The following is a 21,439-nucleotide window of genomic DNA, read 5'->3' on the forward strand; positions in this document are numbered from 1 at the left end:
GGGGAGTGTGTTTGTGAGGGCTAAAAATGAAAGGACGATTGCGATACGTCTGCGGTTGTTTGTTATTGACGATCGCGATCGCCCAGTCTGCCAAGGCACAGCCCGACGAAGTTGCTCCCATTCCCACCAGCACTAAAGCCGCTGATCTGGTCATTACGCCACGAGTTGGGGTCGGCTACACCACTCCCGGTGGTGGCTACGACGGGTTTGCTAATATCCAGGGATTCATTCCTCTGATGCAAACTCCCGGCAAAGATTTACTATTTTTGGAAGGGCGATTTCTGCTCGATAATGAAGCCAATCCCGGCGGTAGTTTGGTTGTGGGCTATCGTGCTTATCAAGCTAGCGCAAATCGAATTTATGGCGCATACCTTGCCTACGATAACCGTGACACTGGCTCCAATGTGTTTTCTCAGGTGGGCTTGGGACTAGAAACCTTGGGTGAAGGCTGGGATGCGCGGATCAATGGCTATATTCCTGCTGGCAACACTCGTCAAACCGTGCGAGAAACCGCGATCGCATCCAACAATTATTCAGTCAGCAGCACTCGCTTTCAAACCAACTTTCTGCTGGCATCGGGCACCCGCCAACAGGTGACTATCCGCGATTTGGAAGCGGCAATGGCGGGATTTGATGCTGAAATTGGCGGCAGACTGGTCAAGTTTCCCGATGATGGCGGCGATCTGCGAGGCTATGGCGGATTGTATTACCTGAGTGCGGCGGGTAGTCCCAGTGTGGTGGGGGTGCGGGGAAGACTGGAAGCACGGGTAACCGATAACTTGCTGCTGGGCGTGGCGGTGCAGCATGATGGGCTGTTTGGCACGAACGTGTTTGGGACGATCGCCCTGACGTTACCGGGAGTCCGCCCCAAGGGTGCCGCACCCAAAACCCTACTGGCGCGCATGGCAGAATCTCCTACGCGGATTGGCACGATCGCGATCGATCATCAGCGCGAGACTACCAGTATTAGTATTCCTTTCAGCGATGTCGCGATCGAAAACCCGGCAACCGGACAGCCCTATGTGTTTCAACATGTGACTTTGGGGGTAGGCGGCGGGAATGGCACCTTTGAAAATCCTTTTGGAGTCGTGCAATCGGCTCTAGATGCGACGCAATCGGATGGGAACGCGATCGTGTATGTCCAGGCAGGTAGCAATCCAGGTATTCCAGCGTTTACGATTCGCGATCGCGTCCAAGTATTGTCTACCTTTCCCACACAGATTATCCCTGCGGCTTTTCAAGGACAGCGGATTGCGGATATTCGCCTGGATTTATCAGGAGTTGGTGCCATCCGCCCGACGGTGAACGGCACGATCACGATGGGAAGCGATACCGTATTATCTGGCTTTAACATCACCAGCGCCACCGGAGCCGGAGTTACTTTTAGCAATGTTCGCAATGTGGAGATTCGGGATAATGCGATCTCCAACACCGCCGATAGCAGCATTTTGGGGAATGGAGTAGATAACTTACTGTTGCTGCGAAATCAGATTAGTCGGGCTACTAACCAGGGAATCTACATCCAAAATGCCAGCGGCACGGTGAATGTGCTGAATAATCAGGTGAGCGACACCGTGGGCGGCACGACCACAATTGCGAACCCCATCACAAACGATATCTCGTTCAATAATCCCTTAGGCGGGGGCGTGATTACGATTCCTAACCCTGGCAGTATTATTCCTCTACCTAGCGGTCAAGGGATTGTCATAGTTTCAGCCAATGGCACCACGAACATTCTGGACAATGCGATCGCCAATACCGCAACTCAAGGGCTTGTAGTGCTGAATGCAACGGGAAATTTGACGATCGCCAATAACTCCATTGCCAATACGATTGGCGCAGATACACCCGTCACCCTTCCCACAATCGGCACTCTGAATGTTCCCTCTGGGCAGGGCATTGTGGTCGGTGGCGTGAATGGCACCACCAATATTTCTGACAATATCATCAGCAATACCCGTGGACAGGGGCTGACCCTAACCGGAGCCGCTGGAACAGTGGAGATCGCCAATAACACCTTGACGCAAACGCTTGATCGAGGGCTGACTCTAACAGGCACAGCGGCAACCGTATCGATTACTAATAACCGCATCTCCAATGTGGGCACTCGCCTAATCACAACCCCTCCTATCGCCCCTTTAGGCGCGCTCAATATTGCCACGGGTCAAGGCATGTTTGTGGCAGGCGCAACGGGCACCCTGAATATTTCTAACAACATCATCGAAAATGTGCAGGGGAGCGTGCCCATGAATGTTTTGCCGATTCCGCCCGGTGGACAGGGGCTAGTGCTGGACAACTTTTCTGGACAGCTTGATCTCACCCTGAGCGACAACCAAATTCGGAATAATTTCAACGATGGCGTATTCATGACCTTTTCTAACACGGCAACCGCCACGGTGACGATTCGCGGGAACACGATTGAAAATAATGGCGTTTTGCCCGCGCCTGCACCCATTCGAGGCGATGGGATTGCGATCTCTGCTGAGCAAAACGCTATCATCAGCAACCTGATCATAGAAAATAACCTAGTTCAAAACAACGGCGACGATGGCATTGATCTCCGGCTTGGCTCCCTCTTTCCTTTAGGTGCTGCCAATGCTCAAGTCACCGGAACCATTCGTAACAACACCGTGACCATCAACGCACTACCTGCTTTTGCCAATGCGTTTGCCGGGATTCAAGTAGCAGCGCGGGGCACCACACAAGCAAGAGTCACAATTGAAAATAACACCGTCAATGCCAATAATCCTGCGGCTCAAGCGATTAACCTACAAACTTTCGGTCTTAACCCATTCCTTGCGGCTCCAGTCGGTGGTAGCAACCCGCTGATTTCTGCCAATGTTCGGTTTAATATCCTCACTGGAACAGGCAATCCTGGTTTCCGTGCATTAACGGGGCGTGACCCCGATGCTCCTTTTAATGTGCCTGTTCCCCAAACTTTATGCGTCAATTTAAATGGCAACACCAGCTTAGTGGGAGGCTACACACTAGCGAATAATCCTGCATTGATAGGCTCTCAACTGCAAGTGATTTTGGGCACAAACACCGGAGCCGTAAACCAAGTTAATACCACGGCTGGGGGTATCGCGTGCCCCTAAGCCAAGCGACCCCAAAAGAGAAGGGCGATTTTCCCAACTCCCCTTACCCTAAATCCCTCTCCCAGCGAGAGAGGGACTTTGAAACGTAGACCAAAGTTGGATAAGGGCAGCTAAAAATACTATTGGCAATTGGAAATGTATTGCGAACCGGAGGTAAACCCAGCAGGAGTCGCGACGACCCAACCCTTGCGAACTCTACCCAAGCGCCCCACATACCAAATATCCATCCAAACTCGATTGTCAGCCACTTGAGTAATGGCGCTACCGTTGGTGCCGGTGGTTTGCACCCGCGCTCCTGCGGCTGGACCATCTAGCATTCCGTTGGTGGCAACTTGGGCAGGGCTGTTGAGGCTAGGGGTATCGCGGGCAACTAAGCCATCGACTGGACCGGGGGGGATTTCTCCAGGCAGCCGCAAGCGACGGCAAGAGGGAGAATTGGTAGTCAATTCATTGAAAGGAACGGGAGGTCTAGCAGGCGGTGGATTGGTGCCAGGGCATTGGGTTTGGAGGGTGCCAGAGTTGACCCAGCCTAAAACAGGCTGTTTGATTTGAGCCGGGTTGCGTCCGGGTCTAAATACTCCGGTCAATTTAACGGCGGTATTGGGAGGAAGCGGTGAACCAACAGGCACGGTTAACGTTGAGGTAGTGAACACGGGCAAAGGGACACTGCCACTGCCGCGACACACATCATTATCGGCAGGAAACTCCACTAGAGGAAGAGATTGGGCAATTAAAAATGGCGCAGATGGGGTTGGATTGGCGTGAGCAGAGGTGATCAGCCCTTCTGCGGCTGAGATCGCCAGAGTACATAAGGCGATCGCGCGAACCGCCTTGAACCGTTGAGTCAGCATGTCGTAAAACCCCTCACACAAATAAGCTTTTGATAAACTCAATTTCGCGGATTGTAGAGCAAAGTGCAAGAAGACTCTTTAGTTTGTAATGATGCGGAACAATGATGCAGTTTGAGGATAATCTCGCTACATTGAGATCCATTCAATCCCACGCAAAAAGCGGTCTTGTCATAACGACAAGACCGCTTAGAAGAGAACCTTTCAAAGAGTGGCTTAGGAAGAGGTATTTCTCGGATAGGCTGACCAATTTTACGGATGTGGAAGAAATTAAGACTGCGGGCTTTGATTCCAAATCCGTTCTAACCCTTCAATACATTGAGTCCGTTTTGCCTCTCGTTTATCGTGGCGCAAGATGGCAAAAATGAGGGCGATCGGTAGCCCAAAGTAGATAATTCCCAGCAAGATATTTGACATTTGCCCTAGCTGCTGATTGACGGCTAATTCTGACGGTGTTAAAACCACTTTCTCAGCAGTTTTCTGCTCCACACCGCTCGATGATGTATTCAATGCCTCATCAACCGTACACATCAACCCTCGCGTGTCTTTGACACAGGTTAAATGTTGCACTTGCGAGTTTTGTTTTGTAGCGTTGACTGGTTGCGCTGCGGCGGCAGAGGTGATCAGCCCGCCAGATAGCAGCAGTCCACACAAAACAGGGGTGAGGCGTTGAATGTTCATTTCCTTAGCTCTTCGACTAAAATCTGTATTGAACAATACAATTTTACACGAAATAATCTGATTTTTCTAGTGTGAGCTAAAAAATGAGCACCTTCCTCAAATCCTATGGAATAGGTTTAACTGGGCAGCTTTATAGATTCGATACCTAAGTTTTTTGGCGATTAATGCGGAATCGATATGCATCTTATGCCAACTCAGCAACCTTCTGTCTTAAATCGTTACTACCAATACATCTATCCGACCTAATGAAATTTATAACTTAGTGTGAGATTGATTGAGTGCCATCTATGACAGATCAATTTCGTGCTGATAGCTCCGATCGAAGTTTCAATACCTCGCTCTGCACTATCAGTCCGCAGTCATTAAAAAAACCTTGCGGCTATTGCTCTGAAGCAAACTACAGCAAGGTCGGTCTTTTTGTTTTCTAGGAACATCTTAATATGCTTCGAGGATTATTGTCATTTCGAGATCCACACTTGATCTTGAACTTTGATTGGTTCGCATTTTTCATACCGTTTGACGTGTGGTTTCCTTTCGTCAAGGTGGCTCACGAAAATTTATATCTCACGAGTGCCCCAGTAAAAACGATTAGTTTCTGTAATTTTTTGTTAGGAAAGGTTAGCAGGATAGTTAAGGAAAGTAGTGCCCATGTTTTTGAGTCAGCTCTATTAGTAGTAACTTCACACCCCTCTATTACTGTTGAAGTTTGAATTGAATCGGTGAAGAAATACGGGTCTGATTAAATTTTTCATATCAAGCAGGTTGGGATAGCAGCACGATTCTCCTTCAGAGATAGCTGTGAGCATGTCCTGATATTTCAGCATCTTTTTGGATCTGACTGGCGTTGCTTATTGAGCGCAATTGCCTTTTCGGGTGCAGAAAATGTTTCTCGTACAATTTTTTAGGAAACCTGAAATCTATGGCTGGAATTTGGTCATTCACTGGGCGGAATCGCATCTTGCATTTCACTTGGTTTGCTTTTTTTCTAACGTTCGTGATTTGGTTTAACTTTGCCCCGTTTGCTACGGCAGTGAAGACTGAAATGGGTCTATCGGAAGCGCAAATGCGGACTCTGGCAATCTGCAACGTTGCCCTGACGATTCCAGCACGAATCATTGTGGGGATGGTGTTGGATCGGTTTGGTCCACGCATTACCTATTCGTGCTTACTGATTTATGCGGCGCTGCCCTGCTTTGCGTTTGCGATGGCGCAGAACTTTGAACAATTGGTGTTCAGCCGTTTGGCGCTGAGTATTGTCGGCTGTGGCTTTGTGATTGGGATTCGGATGGTGGCAGAGTGGTTTCCATCCAGTGAAATTGGTCTGGCAGAGGGAATCTATGGGGGTTGGGGTAATTTTGGCTCGTCGGCTGCGGCATTTACCTTGCCCGCGATCGCCACTGTCACTGCATTTATGGCGGCGGGTCAACTCAACTGGCGGTTTGCGATCGCACTTACAGGCGTTGTTGCGGCGTGCTATGGGGTCGTCTATTTTCTGAATGTATCGGATACGCCGCCAGGGAAAGTTTACCAGCGTCCACCCAGCAGTGCGGGGATGGAAGTCACCAGCAAACGGGATTTCTGGTTTATGCTGTTGATGAATATTCCACTGGTGGCGGGTTTAGGGGTGATTGCTTGGCGCTTGAACAGGGTGAAGTTCATTAATGCCAACACCTTTGCGATCGTTTGTATTTTTCTTGTGGCGCTGTATGCATTTCAGGCTTACAACGCTTACCAAGCGAACAAGCCCTTGATGACAGGCATGAAAAAGTATGAAGCGGACGATCGCTATCGCTTTTCTCAAGTGGCAAATCTGGAACTCTCCTATGTTGCTTGTTTTGGTTCAGAATTGGCTGTCGTCTCCATGCTGCCTTCATTCTTTGAACGAGGTTATGGTCTGCCTGCTGCCCTAGCTGGCGCAGTCGCCAGCACCTATGCCTTTATGAATATTCCAGCCCGTCCCGGTGGTGGGTGGATTTCAGACAAGGTGGGTAGCCGTAAATGGGCACTGGTGGCAACGTTAATGGGCACCGGAATTGGCTATCTGATTTTCTCAAGTTTAGGACAAGGGGTGCCGTTGCCAGTTGTGGTTGCAGCGACGATGTTGGCATCCTTTTTTGTCATGGCGGCAGAAGGAGCAACCTTTGGGATTGTGCCGTTGATTAAGAGTCGGGTGACGGGACAAATTGCTGGGAATGTCGGCGCTTATGGCAATGTGGGTGCTGTGATTTATCTAACGATTTACAGCCTTTTGCCTGCGGGAGCAGCCAGCGATCGCACATTCTTCAACATGTTGGGAGTCGTGGCGTTGATGGTGGCGTTTATCAATGCCTTCTTCTTAAAAGAACCCACTGGATCTCACGACGAAGAGCCTGTCGAAGCAGTCTCAGACGTGATGATTTCGGCAATGCCAGACGATCGCTACAGACCCTAGTCGGAACACGTTTGGATTGATTCGGCAGATGTAGGATGGGCTGCCGCTATGAGCCGCCCCGTCTCTGTCCTAGAGATAAATGGATGCTAGCTAGTGCCTCACCCATCCTGCACAAGCTGAGTCCTTGCCACTGACCACCGTGAGTTCATGCAATTGCGCTGTTGCAACCCGCCAACGCTGCTCTTAGCCGCGATCGGCATCAGCTACCTGATCATGAGTACGGTGAATTGTCTTCTTTTTATCCTTTGCCCAATTTCAGGAATGCTTTATGTCATTGACTTCCCAAGATCCATCCATGATCGACAAGCCCACTGAAGATTTATCTACGAATGGAGTTATGGCTCCCGTGGTGTGTGACTTAACCTATGCTCAAATTATCTTTTGGGCAGCGGCGATCGGCGTTGCCGGAGGACTGGTTGCCACTGCCTACTATTACCTACTAGAAAGCTCGATGCATCTCGTTTGGCAGCAGGTGCCAGAGATGTTGCAAGCCCAGTTTGCTAGTGAGTTTCTCGCTAAAAACTATGTGTGGATTGCTGCCACAATGGGCGGATTGCTCGTGGGATTATCGCTCTACTTTATGGGACTGCCTGGAGAAGTTGCCTTTGTGGTTGATAAGGTGCATGACCCCGGACGCATCGACATGAAACAGACTCCCGCCATGATTGTGGCATCCCTGTTTTCGATCGTCGCAGGTGGCAGCGCCGGACCCGAAGCGCCCTTGGTGCAGGTGAATGGCAGTATTGGCGGCTGGGTTGGCACAAAACTTAACTTATCACTGCCCACCGTTCGCATTCTCACCTTTTGCGGCATGAGTGCAGCGCTAGGAGCCTTCTTTGGGGCACCTTTAGGCGGGGCGCTGTTTGCATTGGAACTTCCCCATCGGCGCGGCTTGGAATATTACGAAGCCATCATTCCGGCAGTTCTATCGGCAATTATGAGCTTCACGGTGTTTCGCACGACGACGGGGCTTTCCATTGGCGGCATGTATCACTTCGAGTCGATTCCCACCATGACGTTGCTGAATCTGCTGGAAGGGGCGATTTTGGGAGCCGTGGGCGCGGCGGTGGCGCTGCTGTTTGTGTTGATATTTCGCGTGGTGGGCTATTTAACGGAGCCATTGCATCATCAGACGATTTTGTTGGCGACGTTGGGCGGCTTATCAATCGGGCTGATTGCGTTAGTGTTTCCCCAAACGTTGTTTTTTGGCGAAAAGCAAATTGACACGGTGATTGAGCAGGGCGCAACTTACGGGATTGCGTTATTACTGATGATTGGTCTGGCAAAAATGTTGGCAATTAGCTGCACTCTGCATTCTGGCTTTCGGGGAGGCTTTATTTTTCCACTGTTCTATATTGGCTCGGTAGTGGGCTTGGCAATTTCCCTGGGCTTTCCCCAGATTCATCCGACGATCGCCATAGTGTGTTTGATGGCAGCGGTGAATGTGGCGATCACCAAAACGCCCGTTAGCACCACGGTGATTCTTAGTGTGATTGCCGATACTTCCATGGTTCCGGTGATCGTGATTGCCAGCTTTACTAGCTTTTTGCTCACCACTCAAGTGTCGTTGATTAGCACTCAAAGATCGCGCACGGTGTCAGAAGGCGACTATCAACCTGCAATCCGCGATCGCCCCGCGATCAGTTTTGGGGTAGCTGAACAAACCTAATTATCTCTTCAGACTCTCTTCAGTGGATTGTAGAGCAAAGCGCAAGAGGACTCTGTAGTTTGTGATGATGGTAAGCTTCAAAAGTTTGCCTAAGCACAAAGAGATGGTTGCTGCTGCTGATACCGTGAATGAATTGAGTCGAACATTGAAAGCGGTTTATTGATGATAGTTGATGTAAATAGTGTGGCAAGCTCAGCCGTTGAGTTAGCGAATCAAACCCCATCGTTTGAGCTAACTCGGCTTATAGAATCACTGCTGCAAGAGTTTGCCTTGTTTTTAAAAATCATTTTGGAGTTTATTGCAATTTCAATCATTGCAATCTCATTGATCATTGCTTTGCAACAGCTATGGCAGAAAGCAAGACGACGACGACTGAAAGATGCTCAACAAGTGATTCGCCTAGAGTTGGGGTTGTCTTTAGCTTTAGCGTTAGAGTTTCTTTTGGCTGCGGATGTTGTTGCTACTGCGGTTTCGCCAAGCTGGGACGCGATCGCCCGGTTAGCGGCGATTACTGGAATTCGCACGTTTCTCAACTTTTTCTTACAAAAAGAAGTGCGCGAACTAGAAGCAATGAATCAGCAAATTCGAGAGAACATCGAGTCATAAATTCCCTCACCCAAAATCATATGACAACAAAGTTCACTAGTTTCCCAGGCACCACAATCACTTTTTTAATCTCCTTGCCGTCCAGATACCGCTTTGCCAAATCAGATGACCGAGCGTACTGTTCCAACTCTTCCTTGGTCGCCTGGGCGGGAACCTGAATCGTGCCCTTCGTTTTACCCAAAACCTGAATCACTAGCGTAATTTCATCGGCAATCAACGCCGACTCATCCACCCCCAGCCAAGGTTGAGTATGCACCGAATCGGCATGTCCCAAATGGTGCCAAAGCTCTTCTGCCATATGAGGTGCAAACGGAGCTAGCAACTTGATCAGCGCCTCAATGCCTTCGGTATACACAGGCGACTCTTTGCAAGGCGCATCCGTCAATGCATTGCTCAGCTTCATCATTTCCGATATCGCCGTGTTGAACTGATATTCGTCTGCCAAATCCTCAGTAATCGCCTGGATGGCAAAGTGAATCGCACGACGCAATTCTTTTTCAGGCTTAGAGAGTTGGGAGTTCGGAGTTGGGAGTTCGGAGTTCCCTACTGTTTCTTTGCCTATTTTCCATTCTGTTACGAGTCGCCAGACGCGATTGAGGAAGCGGAATTGTCCTTCTACGTCTGCGTCTTCCCATTCCAAATCTTTTTCGGGGGGAGCTTTGAACAGGATGAACATCCGTGCCGTATCTGCGCCATATTTATCTATGACATCGCCGGGAGCTACGCCGTTGTATTTTGATTTGGACATTTTTTCGTAGACGACTTCCAGCGCGTCGCCCGTTTCGGGATCAATGGGATTGGTCAAGTCGGCAATGTTGATCGCCAGGACATACTTGCCTGTCTGGGAATTTTTGTAGGTTTTGCCCTGCACCATCCCTTGGGTCAGCAGGCGCTTGAAGGGTTCGTCGAAGTTGAGCAAGCCGCGATCGCGCAATACCTTGGTGAAAAAGCGCGAATACAGCAAGTGCAAAATCGCGTGTTCAATGCCGCCGACATATTGATCCACAGGTAGCCAATCATTAGCGATCGCGGGATCAAATGCCTGTTGATCATTCTTCGCATCGGGATAGCGCAAAAAGTACCAGGAGGAATCAATGAAGGTATCCATCGTGTCGGTTTCCCGCTGGGCAGGAGTTCCACAAGTCGGACAGGGCACGTTAATCCAGGATGCTAACTGCGCCAAGGGAGAGGCTCCCCGTCCTGAAAACGCTACATCTTCCGGCAGTTTTACGGGCAGATCAGCATCCGGCACAGGCACCGCACCGCAGGTTGGGCAATGGATAATCGGAATCGGTGCGCCCCAATAGCGCTGGCGAGAAATCAACCAGTCTCGCAGCCGATAGTTATTCGTCCCCTTACCTTTACGGTTTGCCTCTAACCATTGCACAGCGGCTTCCACGCTTTGTCCCGCTTCTTTACCTGCGGGGATGCCGTTCAATGCACCCGAATTGACGATCGCGCCACCCCCCACATGAGCAGCGGTCATCGTCTCACCCTCTAGGGCTTCGCCTTCTGGCTGCACCACAACTTTAATCGGCAGGTTGAATTTTTTGGCAAACTCAAAGTCGCGGGGATCGTGGGCGGGAACTGCCATAATCGCTCCGGTGCCATAATCCACCAGCACATAGTCAGCGATCCAGATGGGCACCTGTTCCCCATTTACGGGATTAATGGCATAGCTGCCTGTCCACACGCCTGTTTTTTCTTGCCCGTCTGCCATGCGATCGAGGTCGCTTTTTTTGGCGGCAGCGGCTTGATAGGTTGCGATCGCGCTTGCCTGTTCCGGTATGGTTAGCTTCTCGACTAAGGGATGCTCTGGCGACAACACCATAAACGTCGCTCCCCACAACGTATCCGGGCGTGTGGTGAAGACCACCAAATCATCGCCGCCCTCGGTGGTGAAAGTCACCTGTGCACCCGTGGATTTGCCAATCCAGTTTGCCTGCATTAACCGCACCTTTTCGGGCCAACCCGTGAGTTGGTTCAGGTCGGTCAAAAGCTGCTCGGCGTAGTCGGTGATTTTGAAGAACCATTGACGTAGCAGTTTGCGTTCGACCACCGCGCCCGATCGCCAGGATTTTCCGGCACTATCCACTTGCTCATTCGCCAAAACGGTCTGGTCAATGGGGTCCCAGTTGACTGTTGCCTCTTTTTGATATGCCAATCCTGCCTTGAAAAACTCTAGAAAAATCCACTGTGTCCAGCGGTAATAATCGGGCGAACAAGTGGCAAGTTCCCGATCCCAATCGAAGGAAATGCCCAGTTGATTGAACTGCGATCGCATTTGAGCAATGTTTTGATTCGTCCATTTAGCCGGATGAATATTGCGGGCGATCGCCGCATTTTCCGCAGGCAAGCCAAAGGCATCCCAACCCATGGGATTCAGCACCCGAAACCCTTGCATCCGTCGCACCCGCGCAATGACATCGGCGATCGTATAGTTCCGCACATGCCCCATGTGCAAATCGCCCGATGGATAGGGAAACATAGACAGCGCATAGAACTTAGGCTTGCTGAGGTCATTTGAAGTCTTGTTCAGCCCTTGTTCAGCCCATGCCTTTTGCCACTTTTCCTCAATCTCTGCCGGGGTGTAACGATCCACAAACTCAACTCCTGCCAATAACTTGCCTAACTCATTCTAGTCAGGTTAGGGCAAATTAATTATCCTTTCATTGCTTAGGAGTGTGAGTCAACTACTTTTGTTCAATTGGGTCAGTTTGGTCAATTTGATAGAGAAGCTGAATCCTATTTCCGCTGGCAGTACTATCTTCGGGATATATGCCCGATAAGTTTTTATCGCGCTCTGGTGTAACCCTTAACTGGAGATTTTGGTTCAGCCTCAGCCCTACGGTATCTGAGTTTTGCTGAACGGTTTGATTGGGGAAAGATGTACTAGGGGATGGAGCAGGCGATCGCCGAACAGAACGCTCCTGCAATCCACTCAAAGAGTTTGCAGAACCCATTGGCACAGCCTGAACAAGGCTGATCAGGCTAAACAACATTGCAATAGTACTAAGCGGAACAAATGCTGGGCGCATGATCGATGCTCTCACTACTTTCTACTCGATACAGAAAGTATGGCAAGTCTTTTACGGTTAGAACTCTATCAGAAGAAACAAATTGCTCAGCTAATCATCCTTGAGTAAGCTAATTATTTTGCCTTCATTCTTTTGTCGCAACTTAAAAATGTGGAGAGTTTACTATTTCTTTTTTACTTTTTTAAAAGATACTGAAATATGTCTAGATGATTTGTATTCACATAGACGCACTCAATACCGTGATGAGAGGAGTTTAAATTATGAAAATTAAGGCACTTTTAGGAATTGGCATGATGACAGTGGCATCGATCGCGATCGCCCATCCTGCTACAGCCCAAACCGTTCCTCCTGGTTCAATCAATGCCTGCACTCAACGGGTTGCCGAAGACATGGTCGTGCAAACGAGAGATATCGAATTTGTCAGTGCAGGTCCTATCGAAGCCACAACCGGAGTCAGAACGCTGTCCATGCGGAACCGCACCACCGGGCAGACATCCCAATGTACAGTAAACACCATTGACAGCAAGGTTTTATCAGTCACGACTTCCCCCGCCCCTCGACCACCGCAGGTAACTCCCCCGCCTGCTCCCCTGCCTGAAGCCTCAAAAAGGGCTTGCCTTCAGCGGACTGCTGAGGAAATGGTGGTGCAAGTCAGAGATATTGACGTGATAAATGCAGGTCCAATCGATGCCGAAAGTGGAGTAAGAACGGTGTTTCTTCGCAATCGTGTCACTGGGCAAACGGCAGAATGTCGAGTGAATACGTTCACCGCCACTGTTATCTCCGTCACGACATCTCCTCAACCCAGACCGCCCCAGCCTATTCCGCCGACCCTGCCACCTGCTGGTGGTCGTCCGGTTCCACCCAATGACCCTACTGCCCGCAGATGTCAGACTTTTGTGTCCAACAAAATTCGCAACAGTTTTGCAGGGGTTCAGTCGCTCAATTTTCTTCCAGAAACGACCCGGCGCTATGTTGTTTCTAACGGAGTCGAAAGCATTCGAGGGGAAGGGAACTTTTCTCAAAGAACTTTCATGTCGCATCGGTTTAATTACAACTGCAACATCAACAGTAGAAATGGGCAGGTCACTGGCGCGACGTACACTATTTTCAAGTAAGCATCTAATAGCGTCATTGGCATAGTGATCATTGACACCGTGATCCTAGTGATCAACGAAATGGCAGATCATGAACCTAAAGATCATGATCTGCGCTTTTTTTGACAAAGTTTCGGTATCAAGTCAGTCAGGGACGTAGGATTGAATCTTGATAAGGTGATGGAGAAGATCGGCAGTGGTTGACCGTTAGTTAGCTGCTAATCACACTCGCTGTAATAAGTGCTAATGACACTACATCACGATTATTATTTAGGGGAAAATTGCCCCTTGGCTTACTCCGTGTCCGGTGGCTTTATCATAGTCAATGTCCCGTTGGATATGCTTTTGGATCAGGCGATCGCCCAGTGTATTGGCTGCTTTACCTAACTGATTGCAGGATGTGTAACCGGGTAAACTTTGCAGCGTTTGCAAAACTTCGTTGCCAGCATTGATGCCATTTTGTTTATGCCCATCTTCATGGGTTTTCAGAGCTTTGCTGTAGGTTTTCCATCGGTCGATAACCTTTCTGGAAGCACTTCTGGAAGGATTCCATCTAGGCAATGTCATGGTTATATTAGTTTTGACTGTGGCTTTGTGGATGCGGCAAGTGTTATCGCTTGTGATGTACCTATATTGCCAGCGGATCTGCCAGCTAGTGTAGCCGTCAAAGCGACGGTTTGAGCGAGGATCTAACACCCCAACCTGGTTCATTTGGCGGCGCAGTTGATCAGCGGTGGTACCGTTGATGGCGTAATAATTCGTGGTCAGGATGATTTGAGGATTGGCTGGTTGAACCGCGCGCGCTTGGTTGAAGGGCAGAGGCAGCCAAGATGTGCTAGTGGCGATCGCGGTTGCCATAGCAGTGATAACAAAAATAACAAAAGGTTTCAAGCGCATAAAGATGCCTATCAAAAGTCTTTTGGGCATTGCTCAATACGGGAATGAACTACCCTCATCCCGAACTCTTCTCCCCAAGGAGAAAGGCTTAGAATTATTGTTCCCTCTCCCCACGCGTTAGGGCTAGGGTAAGGAAAAATTCATTTCTCAAATCAGAAACGCCTGGATATTTTTGACCAGCAGGGTAGACATAGCTCCTCTAAATTCAATCAAGCCATCCTACTGCTCAAGTTACCGACTGATGGAATTAAGGACTACTAACGACTAGAAATGAGAGCTTTTGGGAGGAGCGGTCGGTGCGCCATTGCCGCGATCTCGCCACAGCACTAAGGGCAGACTTAAGGTGCCTAAAAGGATCACCACTCCGGCTAGGAGCCAAACTAAAAGTCGATTGGGTTGATAGTCTCCCCGCTCAATTTGCCAAAAAACTTGGTTATAACGCCAAACCGCTAGGGCAATCACCCCAATGCCGATGATGACTAAACTCACTCCCAACGTTTCGGAGTTAAAGAAGGAAGGCGCGGCAACGACTTGTGGGTTCATTGTGGTCTGAAGCTGATGCAGAAAGAGGCTAAATCGGGCGATCGCAAATCCAAACCCAATCAATGCCAGCGACGTTCTCAGCCATGCCAGAAACGTCCGTTCATTTGCCTGATGTTCTCGCTGTCGATCTACCTTAGATCCTTTGGTCATCAGCATCCCCTGGGGTATTTGAAGAAAAGTTTTACAAAAAAGCATTGGCTTCTAACCTACCCAATTCTATCGATTCAGCCGATCTACGCTACAAGCATTCGGTATCGGTTCGGTCAGTGACGTAGAATTGAATCCTGATAAGGTTAGGTAAAAAGATCGGCGTTGTGCTTGGAGAAATGGCATGGACAATCTGAAGGCGATCGTGATTGGGGCAGGCATGGGCGGCTTAGGATCGGCGATCGCCCTGAAGCAAGCAGGCTATGAGGTCGAAGTCTATGATCGGGTGAGTGAGTTACGCCCCGTTGGAGCCGGGATTTCTCTCTGGTCGAATGGGGTCAAAGTATTGAATCGCTTGGGCTTGGGCAAAGAAATCGCGGAAATTGGCGGACAGATGGACGTGATGCAATATTGCTGTCATACGGGTGAATTGATCAGCAACATTGATTTGGCACCCTTAGTGGCAGAGGTGGGGCAGCGTCCCTATCCGGTTTCCCGTGCCGATTTGCAGTCAATGTTGATGAAGGCTTATCCCGGTGAGATCAAACTGGGGTGCAACTTTATTGGGCTAGAGCAGGATGACCATAGCGTTACCGCCCTGTTTGAAAACGGGCATACCGCAACGGGTGATCTACTAATCGCCGCTGATGGAGTGCGTTCTATTGCCCGAAAATATGTGTTGGGTGAAGCGGTAGAACCGCAATATGGTGGCTATGTTAACTGGAATGGATTGGTGCCCATGAGTGATGACTTGGCACCCAAAAATATGTGGGCAATTTATGTGGGTGAATTTAAACGCGCTTCGCTGATGCCTGTATCCGGCGATCGCTTTTATTTTTTCTTTGATATGCCTATGTCTAAGGAATCAGCCGCGACTGGGGGGGATATTCGCGAGGATTTGACTCGATTTTTTGCGGGTTGGGCAGACCCAGTGCAGACCCTAATTCAACGCCTCGACCCCGAAAAAACTAACCGAGTATTGATTCACGATGTGGGACCACTGAATGGGCTAGTGCAGGGTCGAGTTGCACTGTTAGGAGACTCCGCCCATGCAACCTGTCCCGATTTGGGGCAGGGCGGCTGTCAGGCATTAGAAGATGGCTTTGTGTTAGCCCATTACCTAGCGACGACCAACATCAGCGTTACAGATGCCCTCAAGCGCTACGAAACAGAACGTAAGGAACGCACGGGCGCAATTGTCACGAAGGCGCGCAGTCGGGCTGAACAAATTCACGGGAAAGATCCAACTGCCACACAACAATGGTATGACCAACTGCAACACGAAAAACCGTCCGATGTCACCGACGCGATCGCCAAAATCATCTTGCGGGGACCGATGAAATAATATGGCTGGAAAACTCACGACTCACGTTTTAGATACGGCTCAAGGGAAACCTGCGGCAAACCTGGCGATCGAGCTTTGGTCAATTGATCTTGAATCGGATCAAAGAGTGCTTTTAAAAGCGATAGCAACCAACAGCGATGGACGAACCGATTCTCCTTTATTAACAGATAGCGAACTAAAGATAGGAGTCTATGAACTCATTTTTGCGGTCGGTAACTACTTCACAAATCAACCCGTTGAAACAACTACGCCACCATTTTTAAACCGAGTGCCAATTCAATTTGGCATTGCCAACATTGAGGCTCACTATCATGTGCCGCTCCTAGTTTCGCCTTGGGCATACAGCACCTATCGAGGCAGTTAAGAAATGCCTCAGCCCTACTCTGGAGGATGTCAATGTGGACAGATTCGATATGAGCTTTTAGCAGAGCCGCTTACGCTGTACGTCTGTCACTGCACTGAATGTCAGAAGCAATCATCCAGTGCCTTTGGTATGTCTATGACCGTTCCTCGTGAAGCATTAAGTGTTACGCAAGGACAACCTAAAGAATGGCGACGAAAAGGAGACAGCGATCGCGAGGTAATTTGCTTCTTTTGTGGCGACTGTGGCACCCGATTATTTCATCAGCCAGAGCGCAATCCGCAGATTACCAACTTGAAACCTGGAACATTAGATGACACAAGCTGGCTGCAACCCGTTGGACATGTCTGGACTCGTAGCGCTCAGCCTTGGTTCCTAATTCCTGAAGACACCTTACAAGAAACACGACAGCCCGCAAACTTCGCTGAGTTTTTCCAACGGTTCACTCCAGAAATTGGATGAACTGAACGATTGGCTGCGGCAAATTTCGATACTGTGCCGCTTTCGTTTCAATTTGGTGCAGTTGATTTAACGCCAAACTACAGGGCATTCCATATTTTGCCTGAACCCGATCGCTGGCAATCTTCAACGCTGTTTGCGATCGCTGCACAAAATCCTCCAGCGGATATTCTGTATTGGGCGTAAAGTACTCTTTGACAATCAGTGATGGCGAATAGCAAACATCTTGGGAACCATCTGACCATTGAATTTGAAAACGAATTTCTGGCATAACAGTAGAGACTTAAAATTCAAAACTTAAAACTTTCCATAGCCCTTATCCTCCCGGTATTAAAGAGCCAATCTGCTCATTATCCGAGTTGTAGACCGCCATCGGTACCCCGGAGTTTGTGCAGACGGTTTGAAGCGCAGTTCGCAAAGACGCTAGATGCTTGTCGATTTTGTAGAGCGCTTCTGCATCCCCCGAAAAGCTGCTGAGTCCTCCCAAAGTGCGAACCCGACGCTCATAGCTGGGACTAAAGCGGACATCAATGACGGTGTTGGTAATTGTATAATCGCAAATTTTCTCCTCCGATGTGCAAATTCTTTCTAAATCTGATCGCACTCGTGCCACACTTTCAGCTTGTTTTAAAGATCCGGTATAGGTTGTCATCAAGGTTTGCGCTTCATCCGTCAACAAGCTGTCATTGGGAATCTGTTTGGCGGCAGCTAGGGCTGATTGCCAAGCGGAGACGGCTTGCGACCATTGATTTTGCTGCTGTAGAGTTTTAGCCCGTTGCGCGGCACTCTGGGCTTGGGCGTAAACTTTGGCGGCTAGCTGCTCTTTGGTGGCGCGATCGCCTACTGCTTTCAGCTTTTGGGTATAGCTTTCCATTAACTGCTGGGCTTCCGGCTGGCTCATGGTGCCTTGGGGAATCTGCGTCAAGTTGTTGAGCGCCACTTGCCAGGTTGATTGCGCTAATTGCCACTCGGCTAGCTGCTGGGCTGTGTTTTGCCGCACTTCCGCTAGTCCTGCGGTCTTCTTCGCCGTAGCTAATCGCTGCTGGGCATCTTGTTCCGCTTTAATCCGCTGATCGGCAAATAGCAAGTTGGCGCGATAGGTGATCAATCGTTCCTGAGAAAACGCATAGACAGGACTATCTTTAGGAACGGCTGACATCTGGGCGATCGCGTCTTTCCACAAGGATTGAGTCAACTGCCACTCGGCGATCGGTTGAGCCGCAGATTCCGCCTTCTGAGTTGCGGTTGCTGCCTTGGTTTCTGCCGCCAAGACCTGATTCAAGCGCTGTTTAAATGCCTGCGCTTCCCCGTAATAGCTAGACCAAGGCGGAATTGCACTCGCCAACCGCTGTGCTTCCAGTAGATCTGCTGTCGATTGTTGCGATGATCCACCCGATCGCGTCGTTTGAGCCGATCGCTGAACCAACGTTTGAGCCTGTTGCAGCGAGGGACAACTTCCAATCACACAAGGGCGAGTCAGCGCAAATACACTGCCCCCAACTAATATGACCGTCGCGACTCCCCCAATACTCAACCAAAACCAAGGCGGAAGGGCAAATCGGCGATCGCTTTGCCGCCTGTCTGCCCGTTCATTCGCATCATTTTCAACGAGAAGACTGCTATCCTCTAAGTCAAAGGCTCCCTCGTACACCGCTAATGTGCCTAGCTCATCAGGACTCTCTTCAACCAATTCCGGTTCTTCTGCAACAAGTTTAGTTGTGTCCACTCCTACAGGAGTTGCGCTAAACTCTGACGGTTTAAACAGCGCTTCGGGGTCAAACTGAAGCAACCCTGGCACAAACTCAATCGTGTGATAGGCATAAGGTTTTTGTTGTCCCAACACCCGCAAAAATAGCTTGACCTTGCCACCTTTTGCCTCCACGATGGGCGCAGTCAACTCGTTCGGCAACTCTAAAATAGATTGCTCCAGCGTTTCAAATACCTGCTGCGGATTGGGCGTGTTGCCGGGTGGATGCTGCACCAGCACCATCAAGCTATCCTTCAGCGCACATTGTACTTGCAAGGGAATCGATGGCGATCGCGGTTGTAACTGCTCTTGCAGCGTTTGGGCAATTCGCTTCAATCTATCTTGCTGCAACCCAGCGTCCATGCAACACTCAAATAAATCTGTGGCTTCTATCCTAATCGCTAATCCGTCCCAGTCATCGTTAATTAACAGACCCGTCACAGAATCGTTATCTGTATCAAGGCAAAATGGGTGAAACAGGGGCTAGGTGTCAGGGGTCAGATATCAGAGAAGAACCCGAAATCCAAAACCCGAAACCCGAAACCCAAAACCCGAAACCCGCACTTCTTATGGAAATCCTGATTGTTGAAGACGAGCCTGAAATTGCTCAATTGATCCAGCTTTATTTAGAAAAAGAGGGATTTAGCTGTCGCGTTTGTCGTGATGGGATCAATGCGCTGCAAGTGTTTCAAGAGCAAAGACCAGATTTAATCATTTTGGATTTAATGATTCCAGGATTGGATGGCTTGGAAGTGTGCGCCCGAATTCGCCAAAAACCGGGTGTCAAAGATCCCTATATTTTGATGTTGACGGCACGGGGAGAAGAACTCGATCGCATTATTGGCTTATCTACGGGAGCCGATGATTATATGGTGAAGCCGTTTAGCCCCAAGGAGCTAGTGGCACGAGTGCGGGCATTGCTCAGGCGAACCTTGCGCCAAGGGGGGCAAACTGAGTCTTATCGAACGTCGCATTTTGTAGTGGATGTGGATCAGCGATCGGCACAGCGTAGCTTAGAGGGAACTCTAGAACCCTTAGATTTGACCACGCTGGAATTTGATTTGCTCACCACGTTCATGAGCTATCCGGGGCGCGTATGGAACCGCACCCAATTGATCGATAAACTGTGGGGCAGTGACTTTTTTGGGGATGAGCGCGTGGTGGATACGCACATTGCCCGTCTACGAAAAAAGATTGAACCCGATCCAGCAAATCCAACCTTTGTCAAAACGGTGATTGGTGTGGGGTATAAATTTGAAGACGGTGCGTCCTAAAATCTATGGCTAAACCAATGGATAAACTTGGGCTGCGATCGCGCCTTTTTCTCTCCCATCTCGTTGTCATGATTGTGGGCTTAAGCACCCTGGTAGCCGTGGGCAAGCTCTACTCTCTCAAGTTCTTTGTAATCCAACTGGAGACGATACAACTTGGCGGCGGAGTCAACTTGGTGCGAGGTCGGCAAAAATTAGTAGATGGCTTTGAAGTTGCTTGGAGCAAAGGGGCGTTTTGGTCAGTCCTAGTCGGAGCATCCACAGCCGGAGGCTTGAGTTATCTAGTTGCCAGACGGATTACAAAGCCGCTAATTCAAATGGAGCAGGTGACTCAGCAAGTTGCAGCTGGCAAACTGGAAGAACGCCTGCCCGACAGCGAAATTCCTGAGTTGAGCCGTTTGGCACTGAGTTTTAACCACATGGCGGCAAACCTGGAAGGCGTGGAGCAGCGCCGTCGAGATCTGGTAGGTGACCTAACCCACGAACTCCGCACACCCCTGACGGTCTTGGAAGGCTATCTGGAAGGGCTGGCAGATGGCACGGTTGACCCCACAGTGGATATGTATCAGCGGCTTGCCAAAGAAACCGCCCGACTGCGCCGCTTGGTGAATGCGCTGCAAGAACTGTCTCAAGCTGAAGCTGGATACTTGCCGATTCAACCTGAAAAGCTCAATCTCCGCCCCTTGCTAGTGGCGATGGTGGAAAAATTTTCGGATCAACTGCTGGAGGAGGGTCCTTTGCTGACGCTCGATTGTGCCGATAATCTTCCTCTAGTCAAAGCTGACTCAGAACGAGTAGAACAAATTCTGGTGAACTTGCTGGGAAACGCTTTGCGCTATACAACCGACGGTTTTATTACAGTGCGCGCTTGGAGCGAGGCGAAGAAGGTTTGGGTGGCAGTGGAAGATACCGGGCTGGGCATTGCAGAAAATGATTTGCCCCATGTCTTTGAGCGCTTTTGGCGGGCAGATCGATCGCGCGATCGCGCTTCTGGCGGTAGCGGCATTGGACTTGCCATTTCAAAGCGGCTAGTTGAACTACAAGGCGGCACGATCGAAGCAACCAGTGAACTTGGAAAAGGCAGTAGCTTTCGATTCTCGTTGCCGATCGCCTGAAGCGTCTGATTTTTCTGCACTCAAAAGCCGCGATCGCTATCAGGGTGACTACCTAAGAAAAAATATCTAAACGCGCGATCTCCTTC

The 21,439-nt window shown here is 49.7% G+C and carries 18 protein-coding genes; 10 read left to right on the forward strand and 8 right to left on the reverse strand.

The genetic code is table 11. The features are described 5' to 3' along the window. Positions 1-26: 26 nt before the first annotated feature. Positions 27-3,098: a right-handed parallel beta-helix repeat-containing protein gene (locus AC1S5B_RS17430; protein WP_482036970.1), complete on the forward strand. Its 3,072-nt coding sequence runs from the start codon at positions 27-29 to the stop codon at positions 3,096-3,098. 119 nt (positions 3,099-3,217) lie between these two features. Here the strand turns inward: AC1S5B_RS17430 and AC1S5B_RS17435 are convergent, their stop codons facing one another. Both AC1S5B_RS17435 and AC1S5B_RS17440 read right to left on the reverse strand, forming a co-directional pair. Further along, positions 3,218-3,949, reverse strand: a complete 732-nt coding sequence (locus AC1S5B_RS17435) for a hypothetical protein (protein ID WP_482036971.1) — start codon at positions 3,947-3,949, stop codon at positions 3,218-3,220. A gap of 267 nt (positions 3,950-4,216) precedes the next feature. Continuing rightward, positions 4,217-4,627: a hypothetical protein gene (locus AC1S5B_RS17440; protein WP_482036972.1), complete on the reverse strand. Its 411-nt coding sequence runs from the start codon at positions 4,625-4,627 to the stop codon at positions 4,217-4,219. Between the two features lie 919 nt (positions 4,628-5,546). Here AC1S5B_RS17440 and AC1S5B_RS17445 point away from each other — a divergent pair. The 3 genes from AC1S5B_RS17445 to AC1S5B_RS17455 all read left to right on the forward strand — a co-directional run bounded on the left by AC1S5B_RS17445 (position 5,547) and on the right by AC1S5B_RS17455 (position 9,333). Next, positions 5,547-7,058 (forward strand): NarK family nitrate/nitrite MFS transporter, encoded by a 1,512-nt coding sequence (locus AC1S5B_RS17445; protein WP_482036973.1) that lies wholly within the window; start codon positions 5,547-5,549, stop codon positions 7,056-7,058. A gap of 268 nt (positions 7,059-7,326) precedes the next feature. After that, positions 7,327-8,727: a chloride channel protein gene (locus tag AC1S5B_RS17450; protein ID WP_482036974.1), complete on the forward strand. Its 1,401-nt coding sequence runs from the start codon at positions 7,327-7,329 to the stop codon at positions 8,725-8,727. Positions 8,728-8,889: 162 nt separating this feature from the next. Next, positions 8,890-9,333 (forward strand): DUF1622 domain-containing protein, encoded by a 444-nt coding sequence (locus AC1S5B_RS17455; RefSeq protein WP_482036975.1) that lies wholly within the window; start codon positions 8,890-8,892, stop codon positions 9,331-9,333. A 16-nt stretch (positions 9,334-9,349) separates the two neighbouring features. Here AC1S5B_RS17455 and leuS read toward each other — a convergent pair whose 3' ends face one another. Then, positions 9,350-11,935: a leucine--tRNA ligase gene (leuS, locus tag AC1S5B_RS17460; RefSeq protein WP_482036976.1), complete on the reverse strand. Its 2,586-nt coding sequence runs from the start codon at positions 11,933-11,935 to the stop codon at positions 9,350-9,352. Between the two features lie 91 nt (positions 11,936-12,026). Beyond that, entirely contained in the window at positions 12,027-12,371 is a 345-nt protein-coding gene (locus AC1S5B_RS17465; RefSeq protein ID WP_482036977.1) for a hypothetical protein, read from the reverse strand. A gap of 260 nt (positions 12,372-12,631) precedes the next feature. Here AC1S5B_RS17465 and AC1S5B_RS17470 point away from each other — a divergent pair, with 260 nt between their 5' ends. Next, the gene (locus tag AC1S5B_RS17470; RefSeq protein ID WP_482036978.1) at positions 12,632-13,489 is read left to right on the forward strand and encodes a hypothetical protein; all 858 of its coding nucleotides are present in this window, start codon (positions 12,632-12,634) and stop codon (positions 13,487-13,489) included. A gap of 249 nt (positions 13,490-13,738) precedes the next feature. On the opposite strand, the gene AC1S5B_RS17475 is transcribed toward AC1S5B_RS17470, so the two are convergent. Next, on the reverse strand, positions 13,739-14,365 hold the full coding sequence (locus AC1S5B_RS17475) for a DUF922 domain-containing Zn-dependent protease (protein ID WP_482036979.1): 627 nt from the start codon (positions 14,363-14,365) through the stop codon (positions 13,739-13,741). A 264-nt stretch (positions 14,366-14,629) separates the two neighbouring features. Continuing rightward, positions 14,630-15,058 carry a YidH family protein gene (locus tag AC1S5B_RS17480; RefSeq protein ID WP_482036980.1) on the reverse strand — a complete coding sequence of 143 codons (429 nt, stop codon included), beginning with the start codon at positions 15,056-15,058 and terminating at the stop codon, positions 14,630-14,632. Between the two features lie 181 nt (positions 15,059-15,239). Between AC1S5B_RS17480 and hpxO the strand changes: the two genes are divergently transcribed. Genes hpxO through AC1S5B_RS17495 form a run of 3 tightly spaced genes read left to right on the forward strand, consistent with a single transcriptional unit; the run spans position 15,240 to position 17,223 of the window. Next, entirely contained in the window at positions 15,240-16,400 is a 1,161-nt protein-coding gene (gene hpxO / locus AC1S5B_RS17485) for an FAD-dependent urate hydroxylase HpxO (protein WP_482036981.1), read from the forward strand. Between the two features lies 1 nt (position 16,401). Next, entirely contained in the window at positions 16,402-16,764 is a 363-nt protein-coding gene (uraH, locus tag AC1S5B_RS17490) for a hydroxyisourate hydrolase (RefSeq protein ID WP_482036982.1), read from the forward strand. A gap of 3 nt (positions 16,765-16,767) precedes the next feature. Further along, positions 16,768-17,223: a GFA family protein gene (locus tag AC1S5B_RS17495; protein WP_482036983.1), complete on the forward strand. Its 456-nt coding sequence runs from the start codon at positions 16,768-16,770 to the stop codon at positions 17,221-17,223. Here AC1S5B_RS17495 and AC1S5B_RS17500 read toward each other — a convergent pair. After that, positions 17,204-17,491, reverse strand: a complete 288-nt coding sequence (locus AC1S5B_RS17500; RefSeq protein WP_482036984.1) for an MSMEG_0570 family nitrogen starvation response protein — start codon at positions 17,489-17,491, stop codon at positions 17,204-17,206. The two genes, AC1S5B_RS17495 and AC1S5B_RS17500, sit on opposite strands and share 20 nt — an antisense overlap. A gap of 45 nt (positions 17,492-17,536) precedes the next feature. Further along, entirely contained in the window at positions 17,537-19,408 is a 1,872-nt protein-coding gene (locus AC1S5B_RS17505; RefSeq protein WP_482036985.1) for a hypothetical protein, read from the reverse strand. A 128-nt stretch (positions 19,409-19,536) separates the two neighbouring features. Between AC1S5B_RS17505 and AC1S5B_RS17510 the strand changes: the two genes are divergently transcribed. Together AC1S5B_RS17510 and AC1S5B_RS17515 are read left to right on the forward strand one after the other, a co-directional pair. Further along, a complete protein-coding gene (locus AC1S5B_RS17510) occupies positions 19,537-20,241 on the forward strand; it encodes a response regulator (protein ID WP_482036986.1) in 705 nt (234 codons plus the stop codon). Positions 20,242-20,258: 17 nt separating this feature from the next. After that, entirely contained in the window at positions 20,259-21,353 is a 1,095-nt protein-coding gene (locus tag AC1S5B_RS17515; protein ID WP_482036987.1) for a sensor histidine kinase, read from the forward strand. The last annotated feature ends 86 nt before the right edge of the window (positions 21,354-21,439 follow it).

It is taken from the genome of Leptolyngbya sp. CALU 1928 (genome assembly GCF_056784215.1).

Bases quoted from the DNA above. Each gene is read 5' to 3' on its own strand.
- AC1S5B_RS17430 (WP_482036970.1), top strand. From the start codon at position 27: ATGAAAGGACGATTGCGATACGTCTGCGGTTGTTTGTTATTGACGATC.
- AC1S5B_RS17435 (WP_482036971.1), bottom strand. From the start codon at position 3,949: ATGCTGACTCAACGGTTCAAGGCGGTTCGCGCGATCGCCTTATGTACT.
- AC1S5B_RS17440 (WP_482036972.1), bottom strand. From the start codon at position 4,627: ATGAACATTCAACGCCTCACCCCTGTTTTGTGTGGACTGCTGCTATCT.
- AC1S5B_RS17445 (WP_482036973.1), top strand. From the start codon at position 5,547: ATGGCTGGAATTTGGTCATTCACTGGGCGGAATCGCATCTTGCATTTC.
- AC1S5B_RS17450 (WP_482036974.1), top strand. From the start codon at position 7,327: ATGTCATTGACTTCCCAAGATCCATCCATGATCGACAAGCCCACTGAA.
- AC1S5B_RS17455 (WP_482036975.1), top strand. From the start codon at position 8,890: ATGATAGTTGATGTAAATAGTGTGGCAAGCTCAGCCGTTGAGTTAGCG.
- AC1S5B_RS17465 (WP_482036977.1), bottom strand. From the start codon at position 12,371: ATGCGCCCAGCATTTGTTCCGCTTAGTACTATTGCAATGTTGTTTAGC.
- AC1S5B_RS17470 (WP_482036978.1), top strand. From the start codon at position 12,632: ATGAAAATTAAGGCACTTTTAGGAATTGGCATGATGACAGTGGCATCG.
- AC1S5B_RS17475 (WP_482036979.1), bottom strand. From the start codon at position 14,365: ATGCGCTTGAAACCTTTTGTTATTTTTGTTATCACTGCTATGGCAACC.
- AC1S5B_RS17480 (WP_482036980.1), bottom strand. From the start codon at position 15,058: ATGACCAAAGGATCTAAGGTAGATCGACAGCGAGAACATCAGGCAAAT.
- hpxO (WP_482036981.1), top strand. From the start codon at position 15,240: ATGGACAATCTGAAGGCGATCGTGATTGGGGCAGGCATGGGCGGCTTA.
- uraH (WP_482036982.1), top strand. From the start codon at position 16,402: ATGGCTGGAAAACTCACGACTCACGTTTTAGATACGGCTCAAGGGAAA.
- AC1S5B_RS17495 (WP_482036983.1), top strand. From the start codon at position 16,768: ATGCCTCAGCCCTACTCTGGAGGATGTCAATGTGGACAGATTCGATAT.
- AC1S5B_RS17500 (WP_482036984.1), bottom strand. From the start codon at position 17,491: ATGCCAGAAATTCGTTTTCAAATTCAATGGTCAGATGGTTCCCAAGAT.
- AC1S5B_RS17510 (WP_482036986.1), top strand. From the start codon at position 19,537: ATGGAAATCCTGATTGTTGAAGACGAGCCTGAAATTGCTCAATTGATC.
- AC1S5B_RS17515 (WP_482036987.1), top strand. From the start codon at position 20,259: ATGGATAAACTTGGGCTGCGATCGCGCCTTTTTCTCTCCCATCTCGTT.